The sequence below is a fragment of the Lentzea aerocolonigenes genome, from assembly GCF_000974445.1.
Lineage (GTDB): Bacteria > Actinomycetota > Actinomycetes > Mycobacteriales > Pseudonocardiaceae > Lentzea > Lentzea aerocolonigenes.
The window spans coordinates 110,890-132,349 of record NZ_BBOJ01000026.1 but is presented as its reverse complement, the minus strand read 5'-3'; the positions used below and the strand labels follow the sequence as shown (position 1 = coordinate 132,349).

Here is a 21,460-nt window from a genome sequence, read left to right as displayed (position 1 = left end):
CCGCAAGATCTTCACAAAAACCTTTGCCTGACGAATTTTCAGTGAGAGCGCCCCGAGGAGCGCTCTCACCGGTCACGTCACCCGCAGCGGACGTCGACGAAGATGGTCTTCTCCTGCCCGATGTTGGACACGCGCACCTGGACGGTGCCCGGTCCGTCCAGGCGCTGGTTCTGCACGTCCACGCGCAGCACGGTGCAGCCGGGCTGGTTCGCCACCGAGATCTGGTGCACGCCCGCTTCGACGGCCTCGACGTGCGCCTCGTGCATCACCAGCAGCTCAGGGGCGTAGTAGGACCACTTCTTGTTCGACGCGCCGTTGGTGTCGGTCCACGTCACGGCGTAGCCGTCCAGCGGTCCGGCGCCGTCCCAGCGGTAGAAGCGGGTGTCGATCTCGACGATCACCCGGTCCCCGACCTTGAAGTTGTCGGTCTTGCTGTGCGCGGGGACGAACCCGTGGCGGTTGCCGCCGGAGTTGCCGCAGTCGACCACGTTCAGTCCGTTCGCGACACCGAACTTCGCGCAGCCGGCCAGGAAGTCCTCGACGGTGGTGACCCAGACCTTGTACACACCACCGTTGTTGGGCGTGTCCAGGTAGGGGAACAGTTGCACGGTCGTGGCGCCGTGGTCCACATCGGACCCGGTCACGTGTTCGCAGTCGGTGTCGACGACGCCGCTGATCACACCGTCCGCAACGGTGAACTGGCGGCAGCGCGCCGGGTCGGTGGACAGCAGCACCTTGCCGCTGGGGTCGGTCACCTGGAACACGTACGTGCCGTCGTCGAGCCCGGCGGCCGTCTGCGGCGCACCGGGGCCGGGGCCGCCGTCGAGGTACACGTCCTGTTTGGACGGATAGTGGTTGAAGTTGACCTCGCTGCCGTCCGGCAACGTCGTGAAGATCGCGCCCGATGGTGCGTGCGCGCTCGCGGTGGTGGGTGACAACAGCGCTGCGCCGACGGCGACGGTGGCAGCCGCCGCCCAGCGTCTGGCTACTCGCATTCCTGCCTCCGGGTGGTGCAGATCCCGGCTTCGGCCGGCACCCCGCCGACCGCCCCGACGCCGCAGGCGATCACGGTACTTGTCACCTGACCTGCGGCCAATGGGCCGAACGGCTTGCCTCCGATAGGAAAAACCAATTGCGCCAGGCGGTCGTGCGCCGACAACGTGGCTGCTGTGACTCGGGGATTGCGATGGCTGCTCGCGGTGGCCTGCGGTGTGGCGGTCGGCAACGTCTACTTCCCGCAGGCGGTCACACCGCTGGTCGCCGAAGGGCTGCGCATCTCGCCGGACCGGGCGGCGCTGGTGATCACGGCCGCGCAGATCGGGTACGCGTGCGGGATCTTCCTGCTGGTGCCGCTGGGCGACCGCGTGCCGTACCGGCCGTTGATCGCCACGCTCTTCACGGTGACGGGCCTCGGGCTCGCCGTCGCGGGCTGCGCGCCGTCGTTCGGGCCGCTGTTCGCCGCAGGGGTCGCGGTCGGTGTCGCCACGGTGATCGCACCGATCATCGGCCCGATGGTCGCGGGGATGGTCGCACCGGAGAACCGGGGTGCCGCCAGCGGGACGATGCTCGCCGGGTCGATCGGCGGGATGCTGCTGGCGCGCACGTTCAGCGGGGTGCTCGGCGAGTGGCTGGACTGGCGGGCGCCGTACCTGGTGGCGTCGGGGCTCGCGTTCGTGATGGCGGTGGCGTTGTGGCGGGCGTTGCCGCGGACCGAGCCGCACACCCGGCAGTCCTATCCAGACCTTCTGCTGGAACCGTTGCGGCTGCTGCGGAAGGAACCCGAGCTGCGGCGTTCCTGCCTGTACCAGGGCATGATCTTCGGGGCGTTCAGCGCGGTGTGGGGGAGTGTCGCGTTGCTCCTCACCGGCCCGGTCTACGGCTACGGCGCGCAGGCCGTGGGACTGCTGGCGCTGGTCAACGTCGTGACGATGGCCGCGACGCCGGTCGCGGGCCGGATCGTGGACCGGCGCGGCTCCGATCCGGTGAACCTCGTCTGCATGCTCGCCGTGATCGCGGCGGCGGGGGTGCTCACGGCAGGCGCCGTCGGCGGACCGGCCGGACTGGTCGCGCTGGTGGTGGGCACGCTCGTGCTCGACGTCGCGATGCAGTGCGGCATGGTCGCCAACTCCATCCGCATGTACGCGTTGAGCGACACCCATCGCGGACGCCTCAACACCGCGTACATGACGTGCGCGTACATCGGTGGCGCGGTCGGGTCGTGGCTGGGTGTGCAGGCGTACGTCCGGTTCGGCTGGCGGGGCGTGTGCGCGCTCGTCGCCCTCATGGCGCTGGTCGCGCTGGCTCGGCATTCAGTCAGGCGCGAAGTCGTGCTTGACGCGTGAGGCTAATGGCATTAGCTTTTAAGCTATGGCCGTTCGAGCACGTCTCACCACCGCCAAGGTCGTGGACGCCGCACTGGAGCTGGTCGACGAGCAGGGCGTCGAAGGACTGACGCTCGCCGCCGTCGCCGCACGGACCGGCGTCGCCACGCCCTCGCTGTACAAGCACGTCGCGAGCCTCGGCGAACTGCGAGGCCACGTCGGTGTGCGGGTGCTGGAGGACATGACCGCGCGGTTCACACAGGTCGTGCTCGGCCTGTCCGGCGAGGAAGCCGTGACAGCGCTGATGCACGCCTACCGCGCGTACGTCGCCGAACACCCGAAGCGCTACGCAGCCATGCCGATGGACCCGCTGCACGACGAACTTCAGCAGGCAGCGGGGATGAAGCTCGTCGAAGTCATGCTCGCGACCTTGCGCGGCTTCGGCATGGAAGGCCCTGACGCCATCCACGCCACGCGGCGGCTCAGGGTGATCGTGCACGGCTTCGCGTCGATCGAGTCCGGTGGCGGGTTCGGCCTGCCGGAAGGACTCGACGACACCTACGACCAGCTCGTCCGGATGTATCTCACCGATCTCAGGGGGCAATCATGAGAATCTCGCTCACCGCCGCAGGCCTGCTCTTCTTGCTGTACCCCGTCTTCCGTCCGTGGGAGGACGAGTCGACGACCGCGGGCGCTGCGGCCGCGATGGGGTCCCAGGCGTGGGTCCTGTCGCACCTGTTCGCCATGATCGGATTTATCCTGGTGCCGATCGCGCTGCTGGAGATCCACCGCACCGCCGCGATCACGTTCTGGGTCGGCGCCGGCCTGACGTTGCCCTACTACGGCGCCGAGGACTTCGCCCTGCACGAGATCGCCGCGCAGCCCAACATCGTCGAACTGGCCGAGTCCGTGCGCTTCAACCCGTTCGCCGTCACGACTTTCGCCGTCGGGCTGGTGACGATGGGCGTCGCGGCCGTCATGGTCGCGCTCAAGCTCCGCACGGTGCCCGCGATCGTGTTCGCGGCCGGGTTTGCCCTGTTCCTGCCGCAGTTCTTCACGCCGCCCGCGTTCCGGATCGCGCACGGCGTGCTCATGATCGTCGGCTGTGTGTGGCTCGCGTGGGATTCAGCGCGGAGTCAGGCGAAAGACCCGCAGCTCGCGGCCGCCTGACCGCGCGACGTAGTCCTGAAAGGCCGGCCAGGCCGCCACCATCTTCTTCCAGGCGGCCTCGCGCTCGGGACCCGAAAGCAGCGTTCCTCGCACAGCACGCACCGTACCCCGGACGTTCACCTGGATGTCCGGGGTCTTGATCAGGTTCGTGGTCCACGCCGGGTGGTGCGGCTTGCCCCAGTTCGAGCCCACCACGAGCATCGAGGGGCCGTCGGCCACGTACTGGACCTGGTTCAGGCGCTGCTCACCGGACTTCGCGCCCACGGTGATCAGGGTCAGCCCTGTCTGCTTGCTCAGCGAGACGGTCATGACCTTGCCGCCGGTCAGTTTGTAGAGCAGGCGGTCGGTGCCGATCACGGCCTTCTCGAACCACGACATCTCTAGAGCGCTCCCGTCGACCTCGCCGCGTGGACGGCGGCGGTTCTGTTGTGCACCCCCAGCTTGCGCATCGCGCCGCGGAGGTAGGCCTTGACGGTTTCGGTGCTCAACCCGAGCTCGGCGGCGATCTCCCGGTTGGACGCACCGACCGCGGCCAGCCGAAGCGTATCGAGTTCGCGCGGGGTCAGTCCCGTCGGGACGGTGACGGGAACTTCACCGCCGAGATCCTGGTGGACCTTGCGCAGTCGTTCGCGCAACGCGGGGTCCCCGACGAGCTTGGCGACCTCGGCGAGCTCGCGGAGGGCGGCGCGGGTGTTCGGTGAAGGCATGTCCAGGTCCTGTGCGAATCCCTGCGCGATGGCGCCGGCCATCCTGATCGACCGGTCGCCGATGGTCGTCTGCCCGCGCACGGCCCCGTAGAGCACGCCGCGCACGGTGCCGCGGACCGTGACCGGGTAGGCGAACACCGAGGTCAGCCGTTCGTCGACGACCACCATCTGGTCGAACTCGTGGGTGATGGCCTTGGTCGAGGCGTAGTCGTTGACGCGCACCGGCGCGCCCATCGCGATCGCCGTGCCACCCAGGCCACGTCCCGCTCCGATGCGCAGGCCGTGCAACGACGTGCCGTGCGTGCCGAAGAACGAGCTGAGCACCAGGTCACGGCCAGGCGTCACAGCCCCGCCGAACACGACCGGCAGCCCGGTGGCACGGCGGAGCATCTCCAGGCGTTGCGGCAGCAGCGCCGGAAAGCGGTCTGGCAGCACGCTCGCAGTCTCGCCCACCGCCTCACCCTCGAAAAGGGGTGCACCCCCGTACGGGGGTATACCGCCGGCCCCGGCTCTCCCACCCTCTGCCCATGTCCAGTCACGACACGTACCGCGCGGCTCGCGACCTGATGCTCACCGATCCCGAGTCGTTCACCTGGCCGAGCTTCGGCACCAGCTTCAACTGGGCGCACGACTGGTTCGACGTCATCGCCGAGGGCAACACCACCACGGCGTTGCACGTCGTCGAGGAGGACGGGTCCGGGCGCGCCTACACGTTCGACGAGCTCCGGCGCCGTTCGAACCGCGTCGCGCGCTGGCTCGCGTGGCACGGGGTCGGCAAGGGCGACAGCGTGATGATCATGCTCGGCAACCAGGTCGAGCTGTGGGAGTCGATGCTCGCGGTGATGAAGCTCGGCGCGGTGATCATGCCGACCACCACCGCGCTCGGGCCCGCGGACCTCGCCGACCGGCTGCACCGCGGCTCGGTCCGGCACGTCATCGCGCGGGCGCAGGACGCGGACAAGTTCGAGGACGGCCCCGTTCTGATCGCCGTCGGCGGCGCCGAGGCCGGCTGGCTGGACTACGCCGAGACCGCCGAGGCGCCGGACAACCCGGTGCCGCACCCGAAGACGCGGGCGGACGACAGGTTGCTGCTGTACTTCACCTCCGGCACGACCAGCCGCCCGAAGCTCGTCGAGCACACCCAGACCTCGTACCCGGTCGGCCATCTCACGACCATGCGCTGGATCGGGATCCGGCCGGGCGACGTGCACCTGAACATCAGCTCGCCGGGCTGGGCCAAGCACGCGTGGAGCTGCTTCTTCGCGCCGTGGATCGCCGAAGCGACGATCTTCGTCTACAACTACGTCCGGTTCGACGCGGCCGCGTTGCTCGGCCAGATCCGGGACAAGGGCGTCACCACGTTCTGCGCGCCGCCGACGGTGTGGCGGATGCTGATCAAGGCCGATCTCAGCGGAGGGCCCGGCGCGTTGCGGGAGGTCGTGGCCGCAGGGGAACCGCTCAACCCCGAGGTGATCGAACAGGTCCGCAACCAGTGGGGCCTCACGCTGCGGGACGGCTTCGGACAGACCGAGACCACGCTGTCGGTCGGCAACGTGCCCGGCGCACCGGTGAAGCTCGGGTCGATGGGACGGCCGATCCCCGGTGTGCCCGTCGTGCTCGTCGACCCGATCAGCGGACAACCCGCCGACGAAGGGGAGATCTGCATCGATCTCGAGCAGCGGCCGATGTCGCTCATGGTCGGCTACCACGGCGACGAGGAGCGCAACGCCGAGGCGATGTCCGGCGGTTACTACCACACGGGCGACATCGCATCGCGCGACGACGACGGCTACCTGTTCTACATCGGACGGACGGACGACGTGTTCAAGGCGTCGGACTACAAGATCTCGCCGTTCGAGCTGGAGAGCGTGCTGATCGAGCACCCCGCGGTCACCGAGGCCGCGGTCGTGCCGTCGCCGGATCCGTTGCGGCTCGCCGTGCCCAAGGCGTACGTGGCGTTGAGCGCGGGCTGGGAACCCAGCCGCGAGACGGCACTGCAGATCCTGCGGCACGCCCGCGAGAACCTGGCTCCGTTCCAGCGGATCCGGCGGCTGGAGTTCGCCGAGCTGCCCAAGACGGTGTCCGGCAAGATCCGCCGGGTCGACCTGCGCGCCCTTGAGGAGAACCGGGCCGAGCAGGCGGGGGAGTGGCGCGACGAGCAGTTCCCCGAGCTGCGCCAGTAGGGCGATTGCCCTTGGTGATCTACTGGTCGCATGGTGCGAAAGATCGCCGGTCGACCGGCGGTGATCACCGGAGCAGCCTCGGGAATCGGCCGCAGCCTCGCGCAACGGCTGTCCCAGCACGGCTCACCGGTGGTCATCGCCGACGTCGACGAGGCAGGGCTCGAGGAAACCGCCAAGTCGTTGCACGGCCCGGTGCTCAGCCGCGTGCTCGACGTGCGGGACGCGGACGACGTGCACCAGTTCGCGGGCGAGGTCCGCGACTGGCTGGACCTGCCCATCGCGGCCGTGTTCAACAACGCGGGCGTCGCCACGTCCACGACCGTGCTGAACTCACGGCCGGAGGACGACTCCTGGCTGTTCGACATCAACTACTGGGGTGTCGTCAACGGCACGAGGGCGTTCCTGCCGTTGCTGCTCGAACGCAACTACGGCGTCATCGTGAACACCTCCAGCGTGTTCGGGCTGCTCGGGATGCCGAAGCAGAGCGCTTACTGCGCCTCGAAGTTCGCCGTCCGCGGCTTCACCGACTCGCTGCGCCAGGAGCTGCGCGGCACCGGAGTCTCCGCGGTCACCGTGCACCCCGGCGGCATCAAGACCAACATCATCCGCAACGGGCGCATCCACGCCGAGCTCGACGAGGACGGCCGGTCGCTGGAGCAGATCGCCTCTGACTTCGACAAGATCGCGCTGACCACGTCGGACAAGGCGGCCGAGGTCATCCACCGCGGCGTCGAACGGGGCAAGGCGCGGATCCTCGTCGGGCCCGACGCGTACGTGTTCGACGCGCTCGCCCGCATCTCCCCGACCCACTACTTCAGCGTGATGGCGCGGCTGTTCGACCGGTGAGGCATGATCCACGCCGTGGCTTCGGAAGCGATGGTCCGGCGGACCGAGCAGTGGTTCGTCCGGCAGGGCGCGCCCACCATGATCGAGGGCTACGGCTTCCGCTCGCACGTGCTGCCGCGGATGCTGCCGGCGCTGACGTTCGTCGCGGTCGGCAGCCTCGCGTGGCTCGTGCTGATCCGCTCGACCGGGTTGTCGAAGTGGGTGCTGCTCGGCGTGATCGTCGTGGTGATGGTGTCCGCGTGGAAGCTGCTCTCGTCGTTCGTCCGGCGACTGCCGAGCTTCTCGCGCCACACGACCATCGTGCTGTTGGTGGTGTACGCCGCGATGCCGGTGATCGTGCCGTTGCTCCAGTACGTGGCCAACGACGAGATCACCACGCCTGGTGCCGAGGGACCTGACTACGAGTGGTGGGTCGTCCCGCTGTGGTTCATCGCCTTCTTCGGCCTGGCCTTCGTGGCGACCATGCTGGCCACCACCTACGGCCTGGGCGCGTTGCTGAGGGCCGCCATCCGACACGTGATCGCCGACCTGCGCAACAGCGTGCACCTGCTCGGCCGGGCACTCCCGCCGATGCTGTTCGTGACGCTGTTCCTGTTCTTCACCGGTGAGCTGTGGCAGGCGATGAACCGGCTGCACTGGCCGCGGGTGAGCCTGATCGTGCTGCTGTTCGCCGCGATCACCGTGCTGGCCGCGGCCGCCCGCCTGCGCGACGAGATCGGCAGGGTCGAGCAGGACCTGCGGCCGGAGATCCTCAAGGGTGCCTGCAAGGGCACGCCACTGGCCGGGGTGGACATCGCCGAACCGTTGCAGCCCAAGCGGTTGAACGGCCGGCAGGGCCGCAACCTGCTGGTGATGCTCGCGATCCGCCAGCTCGTGCAGGCGGCGGTGGTGGGGCTCGCGCTGTACGCGTTCTTCGTGGTGCTGGGTCTGATCGTCGTCACGCCGGAGATCGCCGAGCAGTGGATCGGGGGAACGGTGGCCATGTCGTGGCTCGGGGTGCCGTCCGCGATGTTGCGCAACGCGACGTTGTTCGCGGCGTTCGGCAGCATGTACTTCTCGGTGATCTCGATGAGCGACGCCGAGCACCGGCGCCAGTTCTTCGCGCCCCTGATCGAGAAGGTCGAGCGGACGCTGGAGGTCCGCGCGGTCTACCTGACCGTCAGAGAGCAGGCTGCGGCCTGAGCAGCGCGTCCCGGCTGGGCGGCGCGCCGAACTGGCGGCGGTACTCGCGGCTGAACTGCGACGGGCTGTCGTAGCCGACCCGGTGGCTGACGCTCGTCACGTCCCGGCCGGTCGCGAGCAGCAGCCGTGCCTCCTGCAGCCGGATCTGCTTCTGGAACTGGATCGGGCTCATCGCGGTGACGGCCTGGAAGTTCCGGTAGAACGCCGACTCGCTCATGCCCGCGATCCGCGCGACGTTGCCGACCTTGAACGACTCGGCGTAGTTCTCCCGGATCCAGCCGACCGCCCTGGCGATGTGGCCCAGGCTGCTGTCCCCTGACCCGAGCTGACGCACCACCGCGCCCTGCTCACCGGTCATGACGCGCCAGAGGATCTCCCGCTTGACCAGCGGGGCGAGTGCTCTCGCGTCGCGCGGGTTGCCGAGCAGGCGCGCGAGCCTCGTGACGGCGTCGACGAGTTCCGGGGTCGCGTCGCTGACGGCCAGTCCCTCCGGGGTGCCCGCGGACTGGGGGAGGTCGTTGTCGCGCAGGAGTTCCGCGATGTGCTCCGGACGCAGGACCAGGCCGATGCCGAGCGCGGGTTCCGACGGGCTGATGCCGACGTAGTTGCCGGTGATCGGCAGGTCGATCGAGGCCACGAGGTACTGGCCGGCGCGGTAGTCGTAGACGCGGTCGCCCAACGCGATGCGTTTGCGGCCTTGAGCGACGAACGCGAGGATCGTGCCGGTCATCGACGGCGTCGGCGGGCCGGCGGCGGTGGTCTTCGAGACCAGGACGTCGGGAATGGACGTGGTCAGGTCCGGGCGAGCGTGCCTGGTGAGCAACGCGCGTAGTTCGTCCACGTGCTCGATGGTTCCCGGCGGTGGGACGATCAGGCAAGCGCGGCGCTCGGCCGGGACGACCCGGCCGAGCGCCGCGACCCCCAGATCAGCAGCTGCCGCCCTTGAGGATGTTCACCTCGACCGGCTTGGCGTGGCCGATCTCCTTGCTGCTCTTCTTCCCCGCCGGCGCGACGAAGCACTTGGTGAAGGGGAACTCACCCGCCGGCTTGAAGTACAGCTCGATCGCCCGTGCCTGGTTGCAGTGGTTGTTGTAGTACACGGTGGTCGTGGTCGAGCCGTCGCCCCACGAGATGTTGATCTTCTTGTCGCTGGGCGACTTGCAGGTCGCCGAGTTGCGGTGCACGTCCTGGACGGACACGTCGTCGGACGTGCCGGCGGACGCGGCCGGTGCGACCAGGCCGCCGAGCGCGAGACCGGCGCCGGCGACCGCCAGAACGATGTTGCGAGCCTTCACGTGTTCCCCCTGCGTTGTTCTCGAAGTGGATGCGTCGAACGCAGGTCAGCAGCTGCTGCCGGCCAGGATGGCCACGATCCGCGGGTTCGCCTGGTCGTGCTTCTTGCTGCCCTTCTTCTTCGCCGGCACGACGAAGCACTCCTTGATGGGAATGCCGCCGATGCCGCTGTAGGTGAGCTCGATCGCCCGGCGCTGGTCGCAGTGGTTGTTGTAGTACACCGTGACGCTCTGGTGGCCGTTGCCCCACGAGATGTTGATCTTCTTGTCGCTGGGCGACTTGCACGCCGCCGACAGACGGTGCACGTCGTCGTCGGCGGACGCGGCGGGTGCGGCCACTCCTCCCAGCGCGAGAACGGCGCCGGCGACCGCCAGAACGATGTTGCGAGACTTCACGTAATACCCCTTGAGCGATCTGTTCGGGTTGCCCCTCTGACGCTCACCACGGTGGGGCAGCCGTCTGAAACGAACCTAAGATGGATCTTGAATCGGCTGATGGGAGTGCCTTGACGTTCGAGTTCGCGCTGCTCGGTGACCTGGAGGTCCGCGTGGACGGGGTCCTGGTCGACATCGGGCACGTCAAGCAGCGGGCGGTGCTGGTGGCGTTGCTGGCGGAACCGGGGCGTCCGGTGCCCCTGGACCGGCTGGCCGACCGCGTCTGGGGCGACCAGACGCCGTTGCGCGCCAAGGACACGCTGTACGTGTACCTGTCGAAACTGCGGCAGGTGCTCGACATCGGGCGGGAGCCGGGCGGCTACCGGCTGCGGGCGGACTCGGTCGACCTGCACCGGTTCCGGGCGCTCGTCGAACAGGCGCGCGGGCAGACCGGCGAGCGTGCGCTGGAGCTGTTCGACGAGGCGCTCGGGCTGTGGCGCGGGCCCGCGCTCGCCGGGCTGGACTCGCCGTGGCTGGCCGCGTTCCGGGAGGAACTGCACGTCGAACGGGTCGAGGCCGAACTGGACCGCAACGACCTGGCGATCGAGCTCGGCCGCACCGTGCTGCCGGAGCTGCTCAAGGCCGCCGAGGAACGACCGGTGGACGAACGGCTGGCCGGGCAGCTGATCCTCGCGCTGCACCGCGCGGGCAACTCCGCCGAGGCCCTGCGCCACTACGAGGCGCTCCGGCGCAGGCTGGCCGAGGAGCTCGGGGTGGATCCCGGCGCACCGTTGCGCGCCCTGCACGCGCGCATTCTCGCCGCGGAACCGACCCGCACGCCTCGCCAGCTGCCCGCGCCGCAGCAGTGGTTCACCGGCCGGGAGACCGAGCTCGCCGACGTGCGCGGCGAAGGCGTGACGGTGATCGCGGGCGCGGGAGGCGTGGGCAAGACCGCGCTGGCCGTCCAGTGGGCGCACCAGCACCTGGACGACTTCCCGGACGGCCAGCTGTACGTGGACCTGCGCGGGTTCGACCCGTCCGGCGAGCCGCTCACGACGGACGCGGCGCTGCGCGGGTTCCTCGACGCGCTGGGCGAGCCCGGCGGGCCGGTGAGCGCCGACCGCTACCGCAGCCTGCTCGCGGACAAGCGGGTGCTGATCCTGCTGGACAACGCGCGCGACACCGGGCAGGTGACCGGCCTGCTGCCGGGGAACCCGTCGTGCGCGGTGATCGTCACCAGCCGCAACCGGATGCCGGGGCTGCTGGCCGCCGGTGCTCATCTCCTGCCGCTGGACGTGCTGGGTGCGAGCCAGGCGCGGGAGTTCCTGCAGTCCCGGCTCGGGCGGGCGGGCGTCGCCGTCGAACCCGGTGACCTCAGCGAGCTGGTCTGGTGGTGCGGCGGGCTGCCGCTCGCGCTGAGCATCGTGGCGGCACGGGCGGCCATGGACCGGGAGCTGCCGTTGTCCGCGCTGGCCGACGAGCTGGCCGAGTGTCGCCTCGACGCCCTCGACGCGGGGGAGGCCGAGGCGAACCTGCGGACGGTGTTCTCGTGGTCGCGCGACGCGCTGAGCGCCGAGGCCGCGGAGCTGTTCGCGTTGCTCGGGCTGATTCCCTCCCCGGACGCGAGCCTGGCCGCGATCGACGCCCTCTCCGCGCGGCCGCGGGTGCGGATGGTGCTGCGGGAACTGGAGAACGCGCACCTCGTGCAGCAGCACGTGCCCGGCCGTTACCGCATGCACGACCTCGTCCGCCTGTACGCGGCCGACCTGGCCGGGAAGAACACCGAAGCCCTGCGCCGGTTCGCCGACCACCTCGTGCGGCGTGCGGGGGCCGGTGCGCTGACGCTGGAACCGCACCGGCCGCTGCCGGAGCTGGAACCCTGCGAGAGGTTCCCGGACGCGGCCGCCGCCATGCGGTGGTTCGACGAGGAACACGAGTCGTTGCTCGCCGTGCAGCGGGTCGCGGCCGAGCAGGGCTGGCACGAGACCACCTGGCTGCTGGCCAGGACGCTGAACCACTACCACCGCAGACGGGGCCGCACGGCCGACGAGCTGACCACGTGGCACCTCGGCCTCAGCGCCGCGGAACAGTTGGGGGACAGGCCGAAACAGGCGGCCGCCCACCTGAGCGCCGGCCTGGTCTACGCCCAGCTCTCGCGGGACGAACTGGCCCAGAACCACCTCACCCGCAGCCTGGAGCTGCACGACGAGGAGGACTTCGCAGGCCGTGCGGGCGCCCACCGCGCGATCGCGTGGGCGAGGGAACGCGCCGGGGACCTCGCCGGTGCGCTGGAGCACGCGCTGCACACGCTGAACGGCTTCCGGAAGGCGGACCTGGAGCTGCGGGAAGCCGAGGCCCTGAACGAGGTCGGCTGGCGCTACGCGTGCCTGGGCCGCTACGCCGAGGCCGCGGACTACTGCGAACAAGCGATGGCGCTGAACAGGAAGCTCGGCCACGCCGAGGGCGAAGCAGCCACTTTGGACAGTCTCGCGCACATCGCGTTCCACGACGGCAGGCCCGCGGCCGCGATCGAGCACTACCACGAGTCGTTGGAGGTGTACCGGCAGCTCGACAACAGCTACGAGGAGGCCACCGTGCTGCACCACCTCGGCGACGTGCACGCCGCGCTGGACCAGCGCGCGCAGGCCCGTGAGCTGTGGGACCAGGCGCTCACCCTGTACCTGGCGCAGGGGCGGACCGACGACGCGGCATCGCTCGTCGCGCTGCTGGACGGCTGATACGTTGCCGGTAGCCGGGTCGATGAGGATCCGTCGGCCCCCGCTTCAGGAGGTTGGCTCGATGAGCTTGCTGCGCAGCTACGTGTCGGGTGGATGGCACACGCCGTCCGTGGAGGGCGCGCCGTTGCACGACGCCGTGACCGGGGAGGAGATCGCCCGGATCTCGTCCGCGGGCATCGACATGGGGGCGGCGCTGCGGTACGGCCGCGAGGTCGGCGGGCCTGCGTTGCGCGAGCTCACGTTCCACCAGCGCGCGCAGCTGCTCAAGGCGCTCGGGCTGTACCTGAAGGAGCACAAGGCCGAGCTGTACGCGCTGTCCGCGCGCACCGGTGCCACCAAGTCCGACTCGTGGGTCGACATCGACGGCGGCTTCGGCGTGCTGCTCGGGTACGCGTCCAAGGCCAAGCGCGAGCTGCCGAACGACAAGGTGTTCGTCGACGGCGCGCTGGAGCCGCTGGGCCGTGGCGGCACGTTCGTCGGTCAGCACATCTGCACGCCGTTGCGCGGTGTCGCGGTGCAGATCAACGCCTTCAACTTCCCCATGTGGGGGCCTCTGGAGAAGTTCGCGCCCGCGTTCATCGCCGGGGTGCCGTCGCTGATCAAGCCCGCGTCCCAGACCGCCTACGTGACCGAGAAGATGGTCGAGCTCATGCTCGCGTCGGGGCTGCTGCCCGAGGGCTCGCTGCAGCTCGTCTGCGGTTCGGCCGGCGACCTGCTGGACCACCTGACCCCGCAGGACCTGGTCGGTTTCACCGGGTCCGCGTCGACCGCCCAGCACCTGCGCACGCACCAGGCCGTGATCCGGTCGTCGGTGCGGTTCAACGCCGAGGCGGACTCGCTGAACTGCTCGATCCTCGGCCCCGACGCCACGCCCGGCACGCCCGAGTTCGACCTGTTCGTCGGCCAGCTGGTGACCGAGATGACGACCAAGGCGGGGCAGAAGTGCACCGCGATCCGGCGCGCGCTGGTGCCCGAGTCGTTGATGGACGCGGTGGCCGAGGCGACGGCGGCCCGGCTGGCCGAGGTCGTGATCGGCAACCCGGCGGACAAGTCGGTGAAGATGGGTGCGCTCGCCGGTCTGGAGCAGCGTGAAGAGGTCCGCCGGTCGCTCAAGGCGTTGCAGGAGAACGCCTCGGTCGTCTACGGCGACGGCCCTCTGTCCCTTGTGGACGCGGATGCCGAGCGCGGTGCGTTCATGTCGCCGATGCTGCTGCGTGCTTCCGCTGACGCCGTGCAGCCGCACGAGGTCGAGGCGTTCGGGCCGGTGTCGACGCTGATGCCGTACTCGTCGGCCGACGACGCCGTCGCGCTGGCCGCGCGCGGTTCCGGTTCGCTGGTCGGCTCGATCGTGTCCGCCGACACCGACTTCGTGCGCGACGTCGTGATCGGCGTGGCGCCGTGGCACGGCCGGTTGCTGGTGCTCGACCGCGAGGACGCCGGCGAGTCGACCGGCCACGGCTCCCCGCTGCCGATGCTGGTGCACGGCGGCCCCGGACGTGCCGGCGGCGGCGAGGAGATGGGCGGCATGCGCGGCGTGCTGCACCACATGCAGCGCACGGCCGTGCAGGGCAGCCCGCGCACGCTGGCCGCGGTCACGAACCGCTGGGTGACCGGCGCGCCCCGCCGCGACGACGCGGTGCACCCGTTCCGCAAGACGCTGGCCGAGCTGCGGCTCGGTGACACGGTCGTCGCCGGCCCGCGCGAGGTGACGCTGGAGGACATCGAGCACTTCGCGTCGTTCACCGGTGACACGTTCTACGCGCACATGGACGAGGAGGCCGCCGCGGCGAACCCGTTCTTCGGTGGACGGGTCGCGCACGGCTACCTCGTGGTGTCGTTCGCGGCGGGCCTGTTCGTCTCGCCGGAGCCCGGCCCGGTGCTGGCCAACTACGGCCTGGAGAATCTGCGCTTCCTCACTCCGACGTTCCCCGGCGACACGCTGACGGTGACGCTGACCGTCAAGCAGATCACGCCGCGGGAGGACCAGGAGTACGGCGAGGTGCGCTGGGACGCCGACGTGGTGAACCAGAAGGGCGAGTCAGTGGCTCGCTACGACGTGCTGACGTTGGTGGCCAAGAAGAACTAGCGGGCTTCGCGTCTCGGGAGGGGCTTGGTCGCCGGCCCCTCCAGCACCTCCCCGTCGACGTCGAACCGCGACCCGTGGCACGGGCAGTCCCAGCTGCGTTCGGCGGCGTTGAACCGCACCAGGCACCCGAGGTGCGTGCAGCGCAACGACACCGCGTGCAGCTGCCCGTCGGCGTCGCGGTAGACGCCGGTCTTGCCCAGCCCGTCGCGGATGACGTGGGCGTGGTCGCGCGGCAGGTTCTCGCTGGACGTCGCGTCGGCGGGCATCACCCTGTCGCCGACCAGCTGCACCGCGACCTCGGCGTTCTTCTTCACGAGCTCCGGCAACGACTTCAGCGACAGCCGGTGCGGGCTGAAGCGCTCGGCCAGGTCGTTCGGCTTGCTGGTCACGAGGTCCGCGAGCAGTGACGCCGCGAACGTGCCGCTGGTGAGCCCCCACTTCATGTAGCCGGTGGCGGTGAACAGGGTGTCGCTGCCCGGCGTGTAGCTGCCGATCATCGGCAGGTGGTCGTAGGACGTCGGGTCCTGCGCCGACCAGCGGTGGGTGATCTCCTCTACCTGCCAGTGCCTGCGCGCGAAGTCCTCCAGCCGGCGGAACGGTTCCACGGCGGGCTTGCCGGTCGGGTGGCTCTGGCCGGCGAGGATCAGCTTGTCCCCGTGCGCCGCCACCGACCACGACGGGCTGCCGGTGCTGATGGCGAGCGACTCCGGCGGGTCGGGGACGCGCGCCGCGATGCAGTAGGCGCGGGTCAGCTCCATGCGCGCGAAGTACAGACCCCGGTCCAGCGTCGGGAAGTGCGTGGCGATCACGATTTGCGAGGCGTTGACGTGACCGTCCTCAGTGGACGCCCGCGTGCCCGTCACGTCGATCACGCGGCTGTGCTCGCACACCCTGCTGCCCCCACCGTCGACCGCGTTCGCCAGTCCCCGCAGGTACTTCACCGGGTGCAGCGCGATCTGGTCGTCGAGCCTGATCGCCGCGTGCACCTCGAACGGCAGGTCGACGTCGACGCTGGCGCGCACCGGCAAACCGACCTGGCGGGCCGTGATCAGCTCGTGGTCGACGTCCTGCACCTCGGACTCGGTGTAGGCGTAGGTGACGGCGGGCGCTCGGCGCAGGTCGCACTCGATGCCTTCGAGCTTCACCAGGTCCGCGACCTGGGCGACGGCGGCCTGGGACGCCGTGGCGTAGTCGGTGGCGGCGGCGAGGCCGTGGGTGCGCCGGATCTGCGAGTACACAGTGGACTGGAGGGCGGTGACCTTGGCGGTGTTGTTGCCGGACACGCCGGACGCGACCCGGTCGGCCTCCAGCACGACCACGCTCAGCCCGCGCCGCTTGAGCAGCAGGGCCGTGGTGAGGCCGGTGATGCCACCGCCGACCACGGCCACGTCGTAGGTGTGCTCGCCGGTGAGAGGGGGCCGGGGAGTGCCCAGGGCGGCGAGCCAGAGCGACTGGTCAGCAGTGGTGGTCATGGCGGGCGGATACCCGGCGTTCGGAGTTGGTATGCGGGTGGAACGGGTGGCCGCTGTCGAGGGCCGGGCGGGCGGCCGGGGCCGGGCGTGGGCGAGGCCCGCCACGAGACCGCGTGCGGCCCCTCCCGGCGCACAGCCCGGGCGTGGCCGGATAGGGGGCGCCTCGAGTGGGTACGTGACACGCATGGGTAAGCACCGCGTAGTCGTTGTCGGTGGTGGTTTCGGCGGCCTGGGTGTCGTGCGCGGGCTCAAACGCGCCGACGTCGAGGTCACGTTGATCGACCGCACCAACCACCACCTGTTCCAGCCCCTGCTGTACCAGGTGGCGACCGCCCTGCTGCCCGCGGGCGACGTCGCGCCGGCGTTCCGGGCGATCCTGCGCAAGCAGCGCAACGCCCGTGTGCTGCTGGGGGAGGTGACCGGGTTCGACACCACGAACCGGCTGGTCCACGTCGACGTGACGGACGGGCGGTCGCGGGAGGTCGCGTACGACACGCTGGTCGTCGCGGCGGGCGCGCGGGACAGCTACTTCGGGCACGACGAGTGGGCCGCGTCGGCGCCGCCGATGAAGACCCTCGAACAGGCCGTTGACCTGCGGTCGCGGTTGTTGCGGGCGTTCGAGACGGCGGTGGCGTCGGATGACCCGAAGCAGTGGCTGTCGTTCGCGGTGGTCGGGGCCGGGCCCACCGGGGTGGAGCTCGCCGGGCAGCTCGCGGACCTCGCGCGGCGGGCGTTGAAGGGCCAGTTCCGGGAGATCGACCCGCGCGACATCCGGATCACGCTGCTGGACGCCGCACCGCACGTGCTGCCGCCGTTCTCCGAACCGCTGCGCAGGCACACCCACCGCAAGCTCGAACAGCTCGGCATCACCGTCATGACCGGCGCCATGGCCGAGACGATCGACGACGAGGGCATCACCACCAAGGACGGCGACCGGGTCGAGGCGCGGACGATCATCTGGGCGGCCGGGGTGCAGGCCTCTCCGCTGGCGCGCAAGCTCGCCGAGGCCACCGGTGCCGAAACCGACCGCAAGGGCCGCATCGTGGTGAACCCGGCGGACTGCTCGGTCACCGGGAACGTCTTCGCCATCGGTGACATGGTCAACCTCGACGACCTGCCCGGCATCGCCGAACCCGCCATCCAGGAAGGGCACCACGTCGCCCGCGTCATCAAGGCACGGCTGCGGGGCCGCGAAGCCAAGCCGTTCAGGTACCTCGACCTCGGCACGATGGCGACGATCTCGCCCGGTGACGCCGTCGCCGACATCAAGAAGCTGCGGCTCAAGGGGTTGATCGGCAAGGCGGCCTGGGCGGTCGTGCACATCGCGTTCCTGGTCGGGTGGCGCAACCGGGCCGCGGTGCTGACCCAGTGGGCGTGGAACATCGTCACCGGACGCCGCGCCCAGCCGATCATCCTCGAACCGGTGCAAGCGAAGGAACGGGAAAAGCTGTGAACACGGAGCTGCTGGGCATCTACCTCAACGACCACCTGGCCGGGGCGTCCGCGGGCACCGAGCTCGCGCGTCGCATCAGCCGCACGCACCCCGAACTGCGCGTCCTCGCGGACGACGTCGACGCCGACCGCAAGGAGCTCCTCGACGTCATGCGCTCGTTCGGCGTCGAGCCGCGCCCGCACAAGGAAGCGATCGGCTGGCTCACCGAGAAGGCGGGCAGGCTCAAGCTCAACGGCAGGCTGCTGGGCCGTTCTCCGCTGAGCGACGTGCTCGAGCTGGAGGCGTTGCGCACCGGCATCGACGCCAAGGCGACGATGTGGCGCACGCTGCAGACGTTGCCCGGCGTCGACGCGGAACGGCTGGACCGGTTGCTGCGCCGGGCCGAGAGTCAGGCGGAACTGGCTGAGCGGCAACGACTTCGCCTCGCGCCGCGGTCGTTCAACGCGCCGCAGCAGACCGGTGTCGACGTCGAGCGCACGTTCACCGTCGCGTCCTCGCCCGAGGGGGTCGTGGAGTACCTGCGCGACTTCGCCCGCACCGAGCAGTGGGATCCGGGCACCGTCACGTGCACGCGGCTCGACGAGGGACCCGTCGAGGTCGGTTCCCGCTGGCGCAACGTGTCGACGTTCCTGGGCCGCAAGACCGAGCTGGTCTACGAGCTCACCCGCGACGACCCGAACGGGCTCCAGTTCGTCGGCCGCAACGACACCGCCACCGCGACCGACGACATCTCGATCACCGCCGGCTCCACGTCCGGCACGACGAGGATCGGCTACCACGCCCACCTCGAGTTCAACGGACTGGCGAAGCTCGGCGCTCCGGTGGCGAAGCTGGCGCTCGAGAAACTGGGCAACGACACCGAGAAGAGCCTGATCCGCGTGCTCGGGTCAGTGCGGTAAAGACAAAGGAAAACCCCAGGTCAGAGCGGATTCCCCGTTCTGAACGTGATCCCTAGACTCCGTCGCGCCGGTGGTGAGACAGGCCCCTCGTCCTGTCCGCCCCGGCGAGGACACAGAGGGAGAACTGGGGTGTTCGAGAACAACGTCACCAGGCGCGGCTTCGTCACGGGCGCGGCGGCCGTCGCCGGTCTCGCCGGCCTGTCCACCATCGCTCCGGGCCTGGCGAGTGCCGACCCGAAGATCGCCGACCAGCACACCGACGCGGAGATCCAGGCCGCCGAGGCCGGTGCCCTGGCGATGATGACGTTCCAGAAGATCGACGGCACGCCCGTCTACTACTGGCGTTCCAACCGCGGCAACACCACCCTGCGCAACTGGCAGTGCACCGACGCGTTCTACAACGCGCTCGTCGCCTGGATCCGGGACCTGCGCTCGCTCTCGTCGGCCTACGGCTCGATCAGCTACATCGTCTCCGCCGGTTTCTACGTCGACAAGCCGGGCCAGCACGGCGCCGGCACCGCGATGGACCTCGACCACGTCCGCTGGTCCGGCGGCAACACCATCTCGCCCCTCGACAAGGCCCACGCGTCGGGCACCGCGTCGGTCCGCAAGCGCTACCTCGCGACGGAAGCCGTGTGCCGCCGCCGGTTCCGCTACGTCCTCGACGGCTGGTACAACGCCGACCACGCCGACCACATCCACTCCGACTTCGGTGGCATGCCGGTCCGCGTGCTCAAGGACTCCGAGTCCGACACGAAGTTCGTTCAGGCCGTGTGCAACAACTTCCGCGCCGCGGGCATCGCGATCGACGGCGACTGGGGCCCCGCCACGCAGTCCGCGTTCAACGGGCTCAAGTCCGCGCTCGGCGTGACCGGCGACCCGCACACCAGCTCCTCCGTGTGGCAGGCGATGCTGTCGAAGATCGCGACCAAGGGCTTCGCGAACCAGAACATCTGACCGCGGTGGCAGCAGAAGGCCCCTTGGTCCCGTGCGGCGGGAACCAAGGGGCCTTCTGCTGCTGTCGAGGTGCCGTCTCCTACTTGGGGCACTTCTTCCACGCGAAGTGGTACAGCGTCGAGAATGAGACGTCGGTCGAATCCATCGTCATGAAGCTGGTCTTCGTCGGGTCCGACGTGCCCTTCTCCACGCGCAGTTCGGTGTTGACGTTGAAGTTCCGCCTCTCCCCGCACGGGTGGTAGATGATGGCGGCGACGTCCGTCTTGTGCGTGACCTGCCAGTTGTCGCTGATACCGCCGTTGAACGTCTTCGAGCGCTGGTCGGTGTCCGACATGCCCTGGAAGTAGTAGCTCGCCTTCGTCGTGCCCTTCGCTCCCCTCTGCAGGTCGGCGAAGCCTCTGTAGTCGGCCTGCGCGATTCCGTAGGTGAATCCGCCCGGCACGTTGACTTTGAGGTTCAGCTGGCAGTTCTTGCGGAAATCGGTGGGCCTCGCCTGCGGGCCCACCTGAGCCAGGTACTCGCTGTAGGTCACGGTGAAAGCCTTGTTGTCGGGGGACACCGCGACGGCGGCCGTACCGAGGCGACAACCGGAGCCGTTGACGGTCACGACGTCGATGGTGATCTGTCCCGGCGGGGGCGGATCCGCGGCCGGGGGAATGACGATGGTGGACAGAGCCAGACCGGCCGCAGCCAGTGCGCTAATCATGAGACACCTTTCCGAATGTGCAGGACAGTTCGGGCGGCGTGATACGAGACCGTATCGGAAAGGGTGTTCAAGAACCGTCCGCCAACCAGAGCAACATTGCCGGGTGTGGGCGCAATTAAATGCGCGCCAACTATTTGTCACATTTTGTGTTCGATCGGTTACAGCATCTGGGGGTCGAGCCGGGGAATGCGTCGGTCAATTTCCACCCGTACCGCAAGAACGCTGTTCAGAAACGTGAGGCTCCGGCGCCGCGGGAATGTAACACGCCTCGAACGGAGCAGCGCGCGTCTGGGCGGTGGAACTCAATTCGTGAAGTGTCCACACCGGCGTGCCGGTCCGGCACGGAAAAGGCGCGTCCACTGATGGACGCGCCTTTCCGGGTGAAACTCGTGGTGAAGCGGTTTACCGCTGGTTGCCGCCGCCCATCGAGCCGCCGAGGCCGAACAGGATGCGCTGGATGAGCTCGGGGTCGACGTCCGGCTCGTCGCCCAGCGCCTCGGCCGCGGGGGAACGGCGCTTCTCGCGCCGGGGCAGCGGCACCGCGTTGGCGTTCACGCCGGTCGGCAGCGCGAGCTCGCACCAGATCAGCTTGATGCCGCCGGCGAGTTGCAGCTCGCCGGTGCGCAGGTCTGGCGAGGTGGGCGGCATCGTGAACCGGGCCGCCTCCAGCTCGATGACGAGGTAGTCGCCGCTCAGCCTCAGCCGCAGCGTGATCAGCCGCGAGGTCTTGGGGTCCGCGGACTCGATCGCCGCTTCCACCAGCGCGCACGCGACGGCCGAGCACTCGCCGATCATGTTGCGCAGCCGCCATTCACCGAGGGTGAAGCGCACGAACAGATCCGCGCAGTTCACCGCGGTTGGCAGCGCGATGAGTGTCAGGTCGTCGACCTGGGCGGTCTGGGCGTTCGCCTGCATTCTGCCTCCGTTTCGCGTGCGGCGCGCGATCCAACGACGGTCACCCGAATGGCCGTCGCGGTGAGCGGGAATCTACATGGGTATACGGAGGAAGCAATGGCCTGGTTGACTCACCCGTCAAAAGTCACGTGCGGGTCACGGTGAGAGGGCCCGGCGTT

Annotated in this window: 20 protein-coding genes; 11 read left to right on the top strand and 9 right to left on the bottom strand. The window is 69.5% G+C overall.

Going from position 1 to position 21,460, the window contains the following annotated elements; all coding sequences use genetic code 11:
* Positions 1-77 precede the first annotated feature (77 nt).
* On the bottom strand, positions 78-995 hold the full coding sequence (locus tag AOM45_RS40710; RefSeq protein ID WP_030468781.1) for a hypothetical protein: 918 nt from the start codon (positions 993-995) through the stop codon (positions 78-80).
* A gap of 174 nt (positions 996-1,169) precedes the next feature.
* Between AOM45_RS40710 and AOM45_RS40705 the strand changes: the two genes are divergently transcribed.
* The 3 genes from AOM45_RS40705 to AOM45_RS40695 are packed head-to-tail and all read left to right on the top strand — an operon-like array spanning position 1,170 to position 3,491.
* Positions 1,170-2,342, top strand: a complete 1,173-nt coding sequence (locus AOM45_RS40705; RefSeq protein ID WP_035910849.1) for an MFS transporter — start codon at positions 1,170-1,172, stop codon at positions 2,340-2,342.
* 25 nt (positions 2,343-2,367) lie between these two features.
* The gene (locus AOM45_RS40700; RefSeq protein WP_030468783.1) at positions 2,368-2,931 is read left to right on the top strand and encodes a TetR/AcrR family transcriptional regulator; all 564 of its coding nucleotides are present in this window, start codon (positions 2,368-2,370) and stop codon (positions 2,929-2,931) included.
* Entirely contained in the window at positions 2,928-3,491 is a 564-nt protein-coding gene (locus AOM45_RS40695; RefSeq protein ID WP_035910853.1) for a hypothetical protein, read from the top strand. Before AOM45_RS40700 ends, AOM45_RS40695 begins: the two co-directional genes overlap by 4 nt.
* Here AOM45_RS40695 and AOM45_RS40690 read toward each other — a convergent pair.
* Positions 3,447-3,869 (bottom strand): nitroreductase family deazaflavin-dependent oxidoreductase, encoded by a 423-nt coding sequence (locus AOM45_RS40690; protein WP_035910856.1) that lies wholly within the window; start codon positions 3,867-3,869, stop codon positions 3,447-3,449. The two genes, AOM45_RS40695 and AOM45_RS40690, sit on opposite strands and share 45 nt — an antisense overlap.
* Positions 3,870-3,871: 2 nt before the next feature.
* A complete protein-coding gene (locus tag AOM45_RS40685; protein WP_051783805.1) occupies positions 3,872-4,651 on the bottom strand; it encodes a helix-turn-helix transcriptional regulator in 780 nt (259 codons plus the stop codon).
* 74 nt (positions 4,652-4,725) lie between these two features.
* Between AOM45_RS40685 and AOM45_RS40680 the strand changes: the two genes are divergently transcribed.
* From AOM45_RS40680 to AOM45_RS40670, 3 genes are read left to right on the top strand one after another with little or no spacing between them, the layout of a single operon-like run.
* The gene (locus AOM45_RS40680) at positions 4,726-6,381 is read left to right on the top strand and encodes an AMP-binding protein (protein ID WP_030468787.1); all 1,656 of its coding nucleotides are present in this window, start codon (positions 4,726-4,728) and stop codon (positions 6,379-6,381) included.
* 30 nt (positions 6,382-6,411) lie between these two features.
* Complete coding sequence (locus AOM45_RS40675; protein ID WP_030468788.1) at positions 6,412-7,227, top strand: SDR family NAD(P)-dependent oxidoreductase; 816 nt, start codon at positions 6,412-6,414, stop codon at positions 7,225-7,227.
* A 15-nt stretch (positions 7,228-7,242) separates the two neighbouring features.
* The gene (locus tag AOM45_RS40670) at positions 7,243-8,409 is read left to right on the top strand and encodes a hypothetical protein (protein WP_156093927.1); all 1,167 of its coding nucleotides are present in this window, start codon (positions 7,243-7,245) and stop codon (positions 8,407-8,409) included.
* Here AOM45_RS40670 and AOM45_RS40665 read toward each other — a convergent pair.
* From AOM45_RS40665 to AOM45_RS40655, 3 genes are all read right to left on the bottom strand, one after another.
* Positions 8,387-9,250: an AraC family transcriptional regulator gene (locus tag AOM45_RS40665; RefSeq protein WP_201780163.1), complete on the bottom strand. Its 864-nt coding sequence runs from the start codon at positions 9,248-9,250 to the stop codon at positions 8,387-8,389. The genes AOM45_RS40670 and AOM45_RS40665 overlap by 23 nt on opposite strands.
* Before the next feature lie 85 nt (positions 9,251-9,335).
* The gene (locus AOM45_RS40660; RefSeq protein WP_030468791.1) at positions 9,336-9,704 is read right to left on the bottom strand and encodes a hypothetical protein; all 369 of its coding nucleotides are present in this window, start codon (positions 9,702-9,704) and stop codon (positions 9,336-9,338) included.
* Between the two features lie 45 nt (positions 9,705-9,749).
* The gene (locus AOM45_RS40655) at positions 9,750-10,097 is read right to left on the bottom strand and encodes a hypothetical protein (protein ID WP_030468792.1); all 348 of its coding nucleotides are present in this window, start codon (positions 10,095-10,097) and stop codon (positions 9,750-9,752) included.
* 110 nt (positions 10,098-10,207) lie between these two features.
* Here AOM45_RS40655 and AOM45_RS40650 point away from each other — a divergent pair, with 110 nt between their 5' ends.
* The gene (locus AOM45_RS40650) at positions 10,208-12,814 is read left to right on the top strand and encodes an AfsR/SARP family transcriptional regulator (protein ID WP_030468793.1); all 2,607 of its coding nucleotides are present in this window, start codon (positions 10,208-10,210) and stop codon (positions 12,812-12,814) included.
* 61 nt (positions 12,815-12,875) lie between these two features.
* On the top strand, positions 12,876-14,900 hold the full coding sequence (gene paaZ, locus AOM45_RS40645; RefSeq protein ID WP_030468794.1) for a phenylacetic acid degradation bifunctional protein PaaZ: 2,025 nt from the start codon (positions 12,876-12,878) through the stop codon (positions 14,898-14,900).
* On the opposite strand, the gene AOM45_RS40640 is transcribed toward paaZ, so the two are convergent.
* Positions 14,897-16,372 carry an FAD-dependent oxidoreductase gene (locus AOM45_RS40640; protein WP_030468795.1) on the bottom strand — a complete coding sequence of 492 codons (1,476 nt, stop codon included), beginning with the start codon at positions 16,370-16,372 and terminating at the stop codon, positions 14,897-14,899. The genes paaZ and AOM45_RS40640 overlap by 4 nt on opposite strands.
* A 184-nt stretch (positions 16,373-16,556) precedes the next feature.
* On the opposite strand from AOM45_RS40640, the gene AOM45_RS40635 reads away from it, so the two are divergent.
* The 3 genes from AOM45_RS40635 to AOM45_RS40620 all read left to right on the top strand — a co-directional run bounded on the left by AOM45_RS40635 (position 16,557) and on the right by AOM45_RS40620 (position 19,681).
* Positions 16,557-17,825, top strand: a complete 1,269-nt coding sequence (locus AOM45_RS40635; protein WP_035910859.1) for an NAD(P)/FAD-dependent oxidoreductase — start codon at positions 16,557-16,559, stop codon at positions 17,823-17,825.
* Positions 17,822-18,724, top strand: coding sequence for an SRPBCC family protein (locus AOM45_RS53255; protein ID WP_236704013.1), 903 nt, complete (start codon positions 17,822-17,824; stop codon positions 18,722-18,724). The genes AOM45_RS40635 and AOM45_RS53255 overlap by 4 nt, the downstream gene beginning before the upstream one ends.
* 129 nt (positions 18,725-18,853) lie before the next feature.
* Entirely contained in the window at positions 18,854-19,681 is an 828-nt protein-coding gene (locus AOM45_RS40620; protein ID WP_030468797.1) for an extensin family protein, read from the top strand.
* A 79-nt stretch (positions 19,682-19,760) separates the two neighbouring features.
* Here AOM45_RS40620 and AOM45_RS40615 read toward each other — a convergent pair whose 3' ends face one another.
* Together AOM45_RS40615 and AOM45_RS40610 are read right to left on the bottom strand one after the other, a co-directional pair.
* On the bottom strand, positions 19,761-20,387 hold the full coding sequence (locus AOM45_RS40615) for a DUF4360 domain-containing protein (RefSeq protein WP_030468798.1): 627 nt from the start codon (positions 20,385-20,387) through the stop codon (positions 19,761-19,763).
* Between the two features lie 402 nt (positions 20,388-20,789).
* Positions 20,790-21,302, bottom strand: coding sequence for a hypothetical protein (locus tag AOM45_RS40610; protein WP_030468799.1), 513 nt, complete (start codon positions 21,300-21,302; stop codon positions 20,790-20,792).
* Between the last annotated feature and the right edge of the window lie 158 nt (positions 21,303-21,460).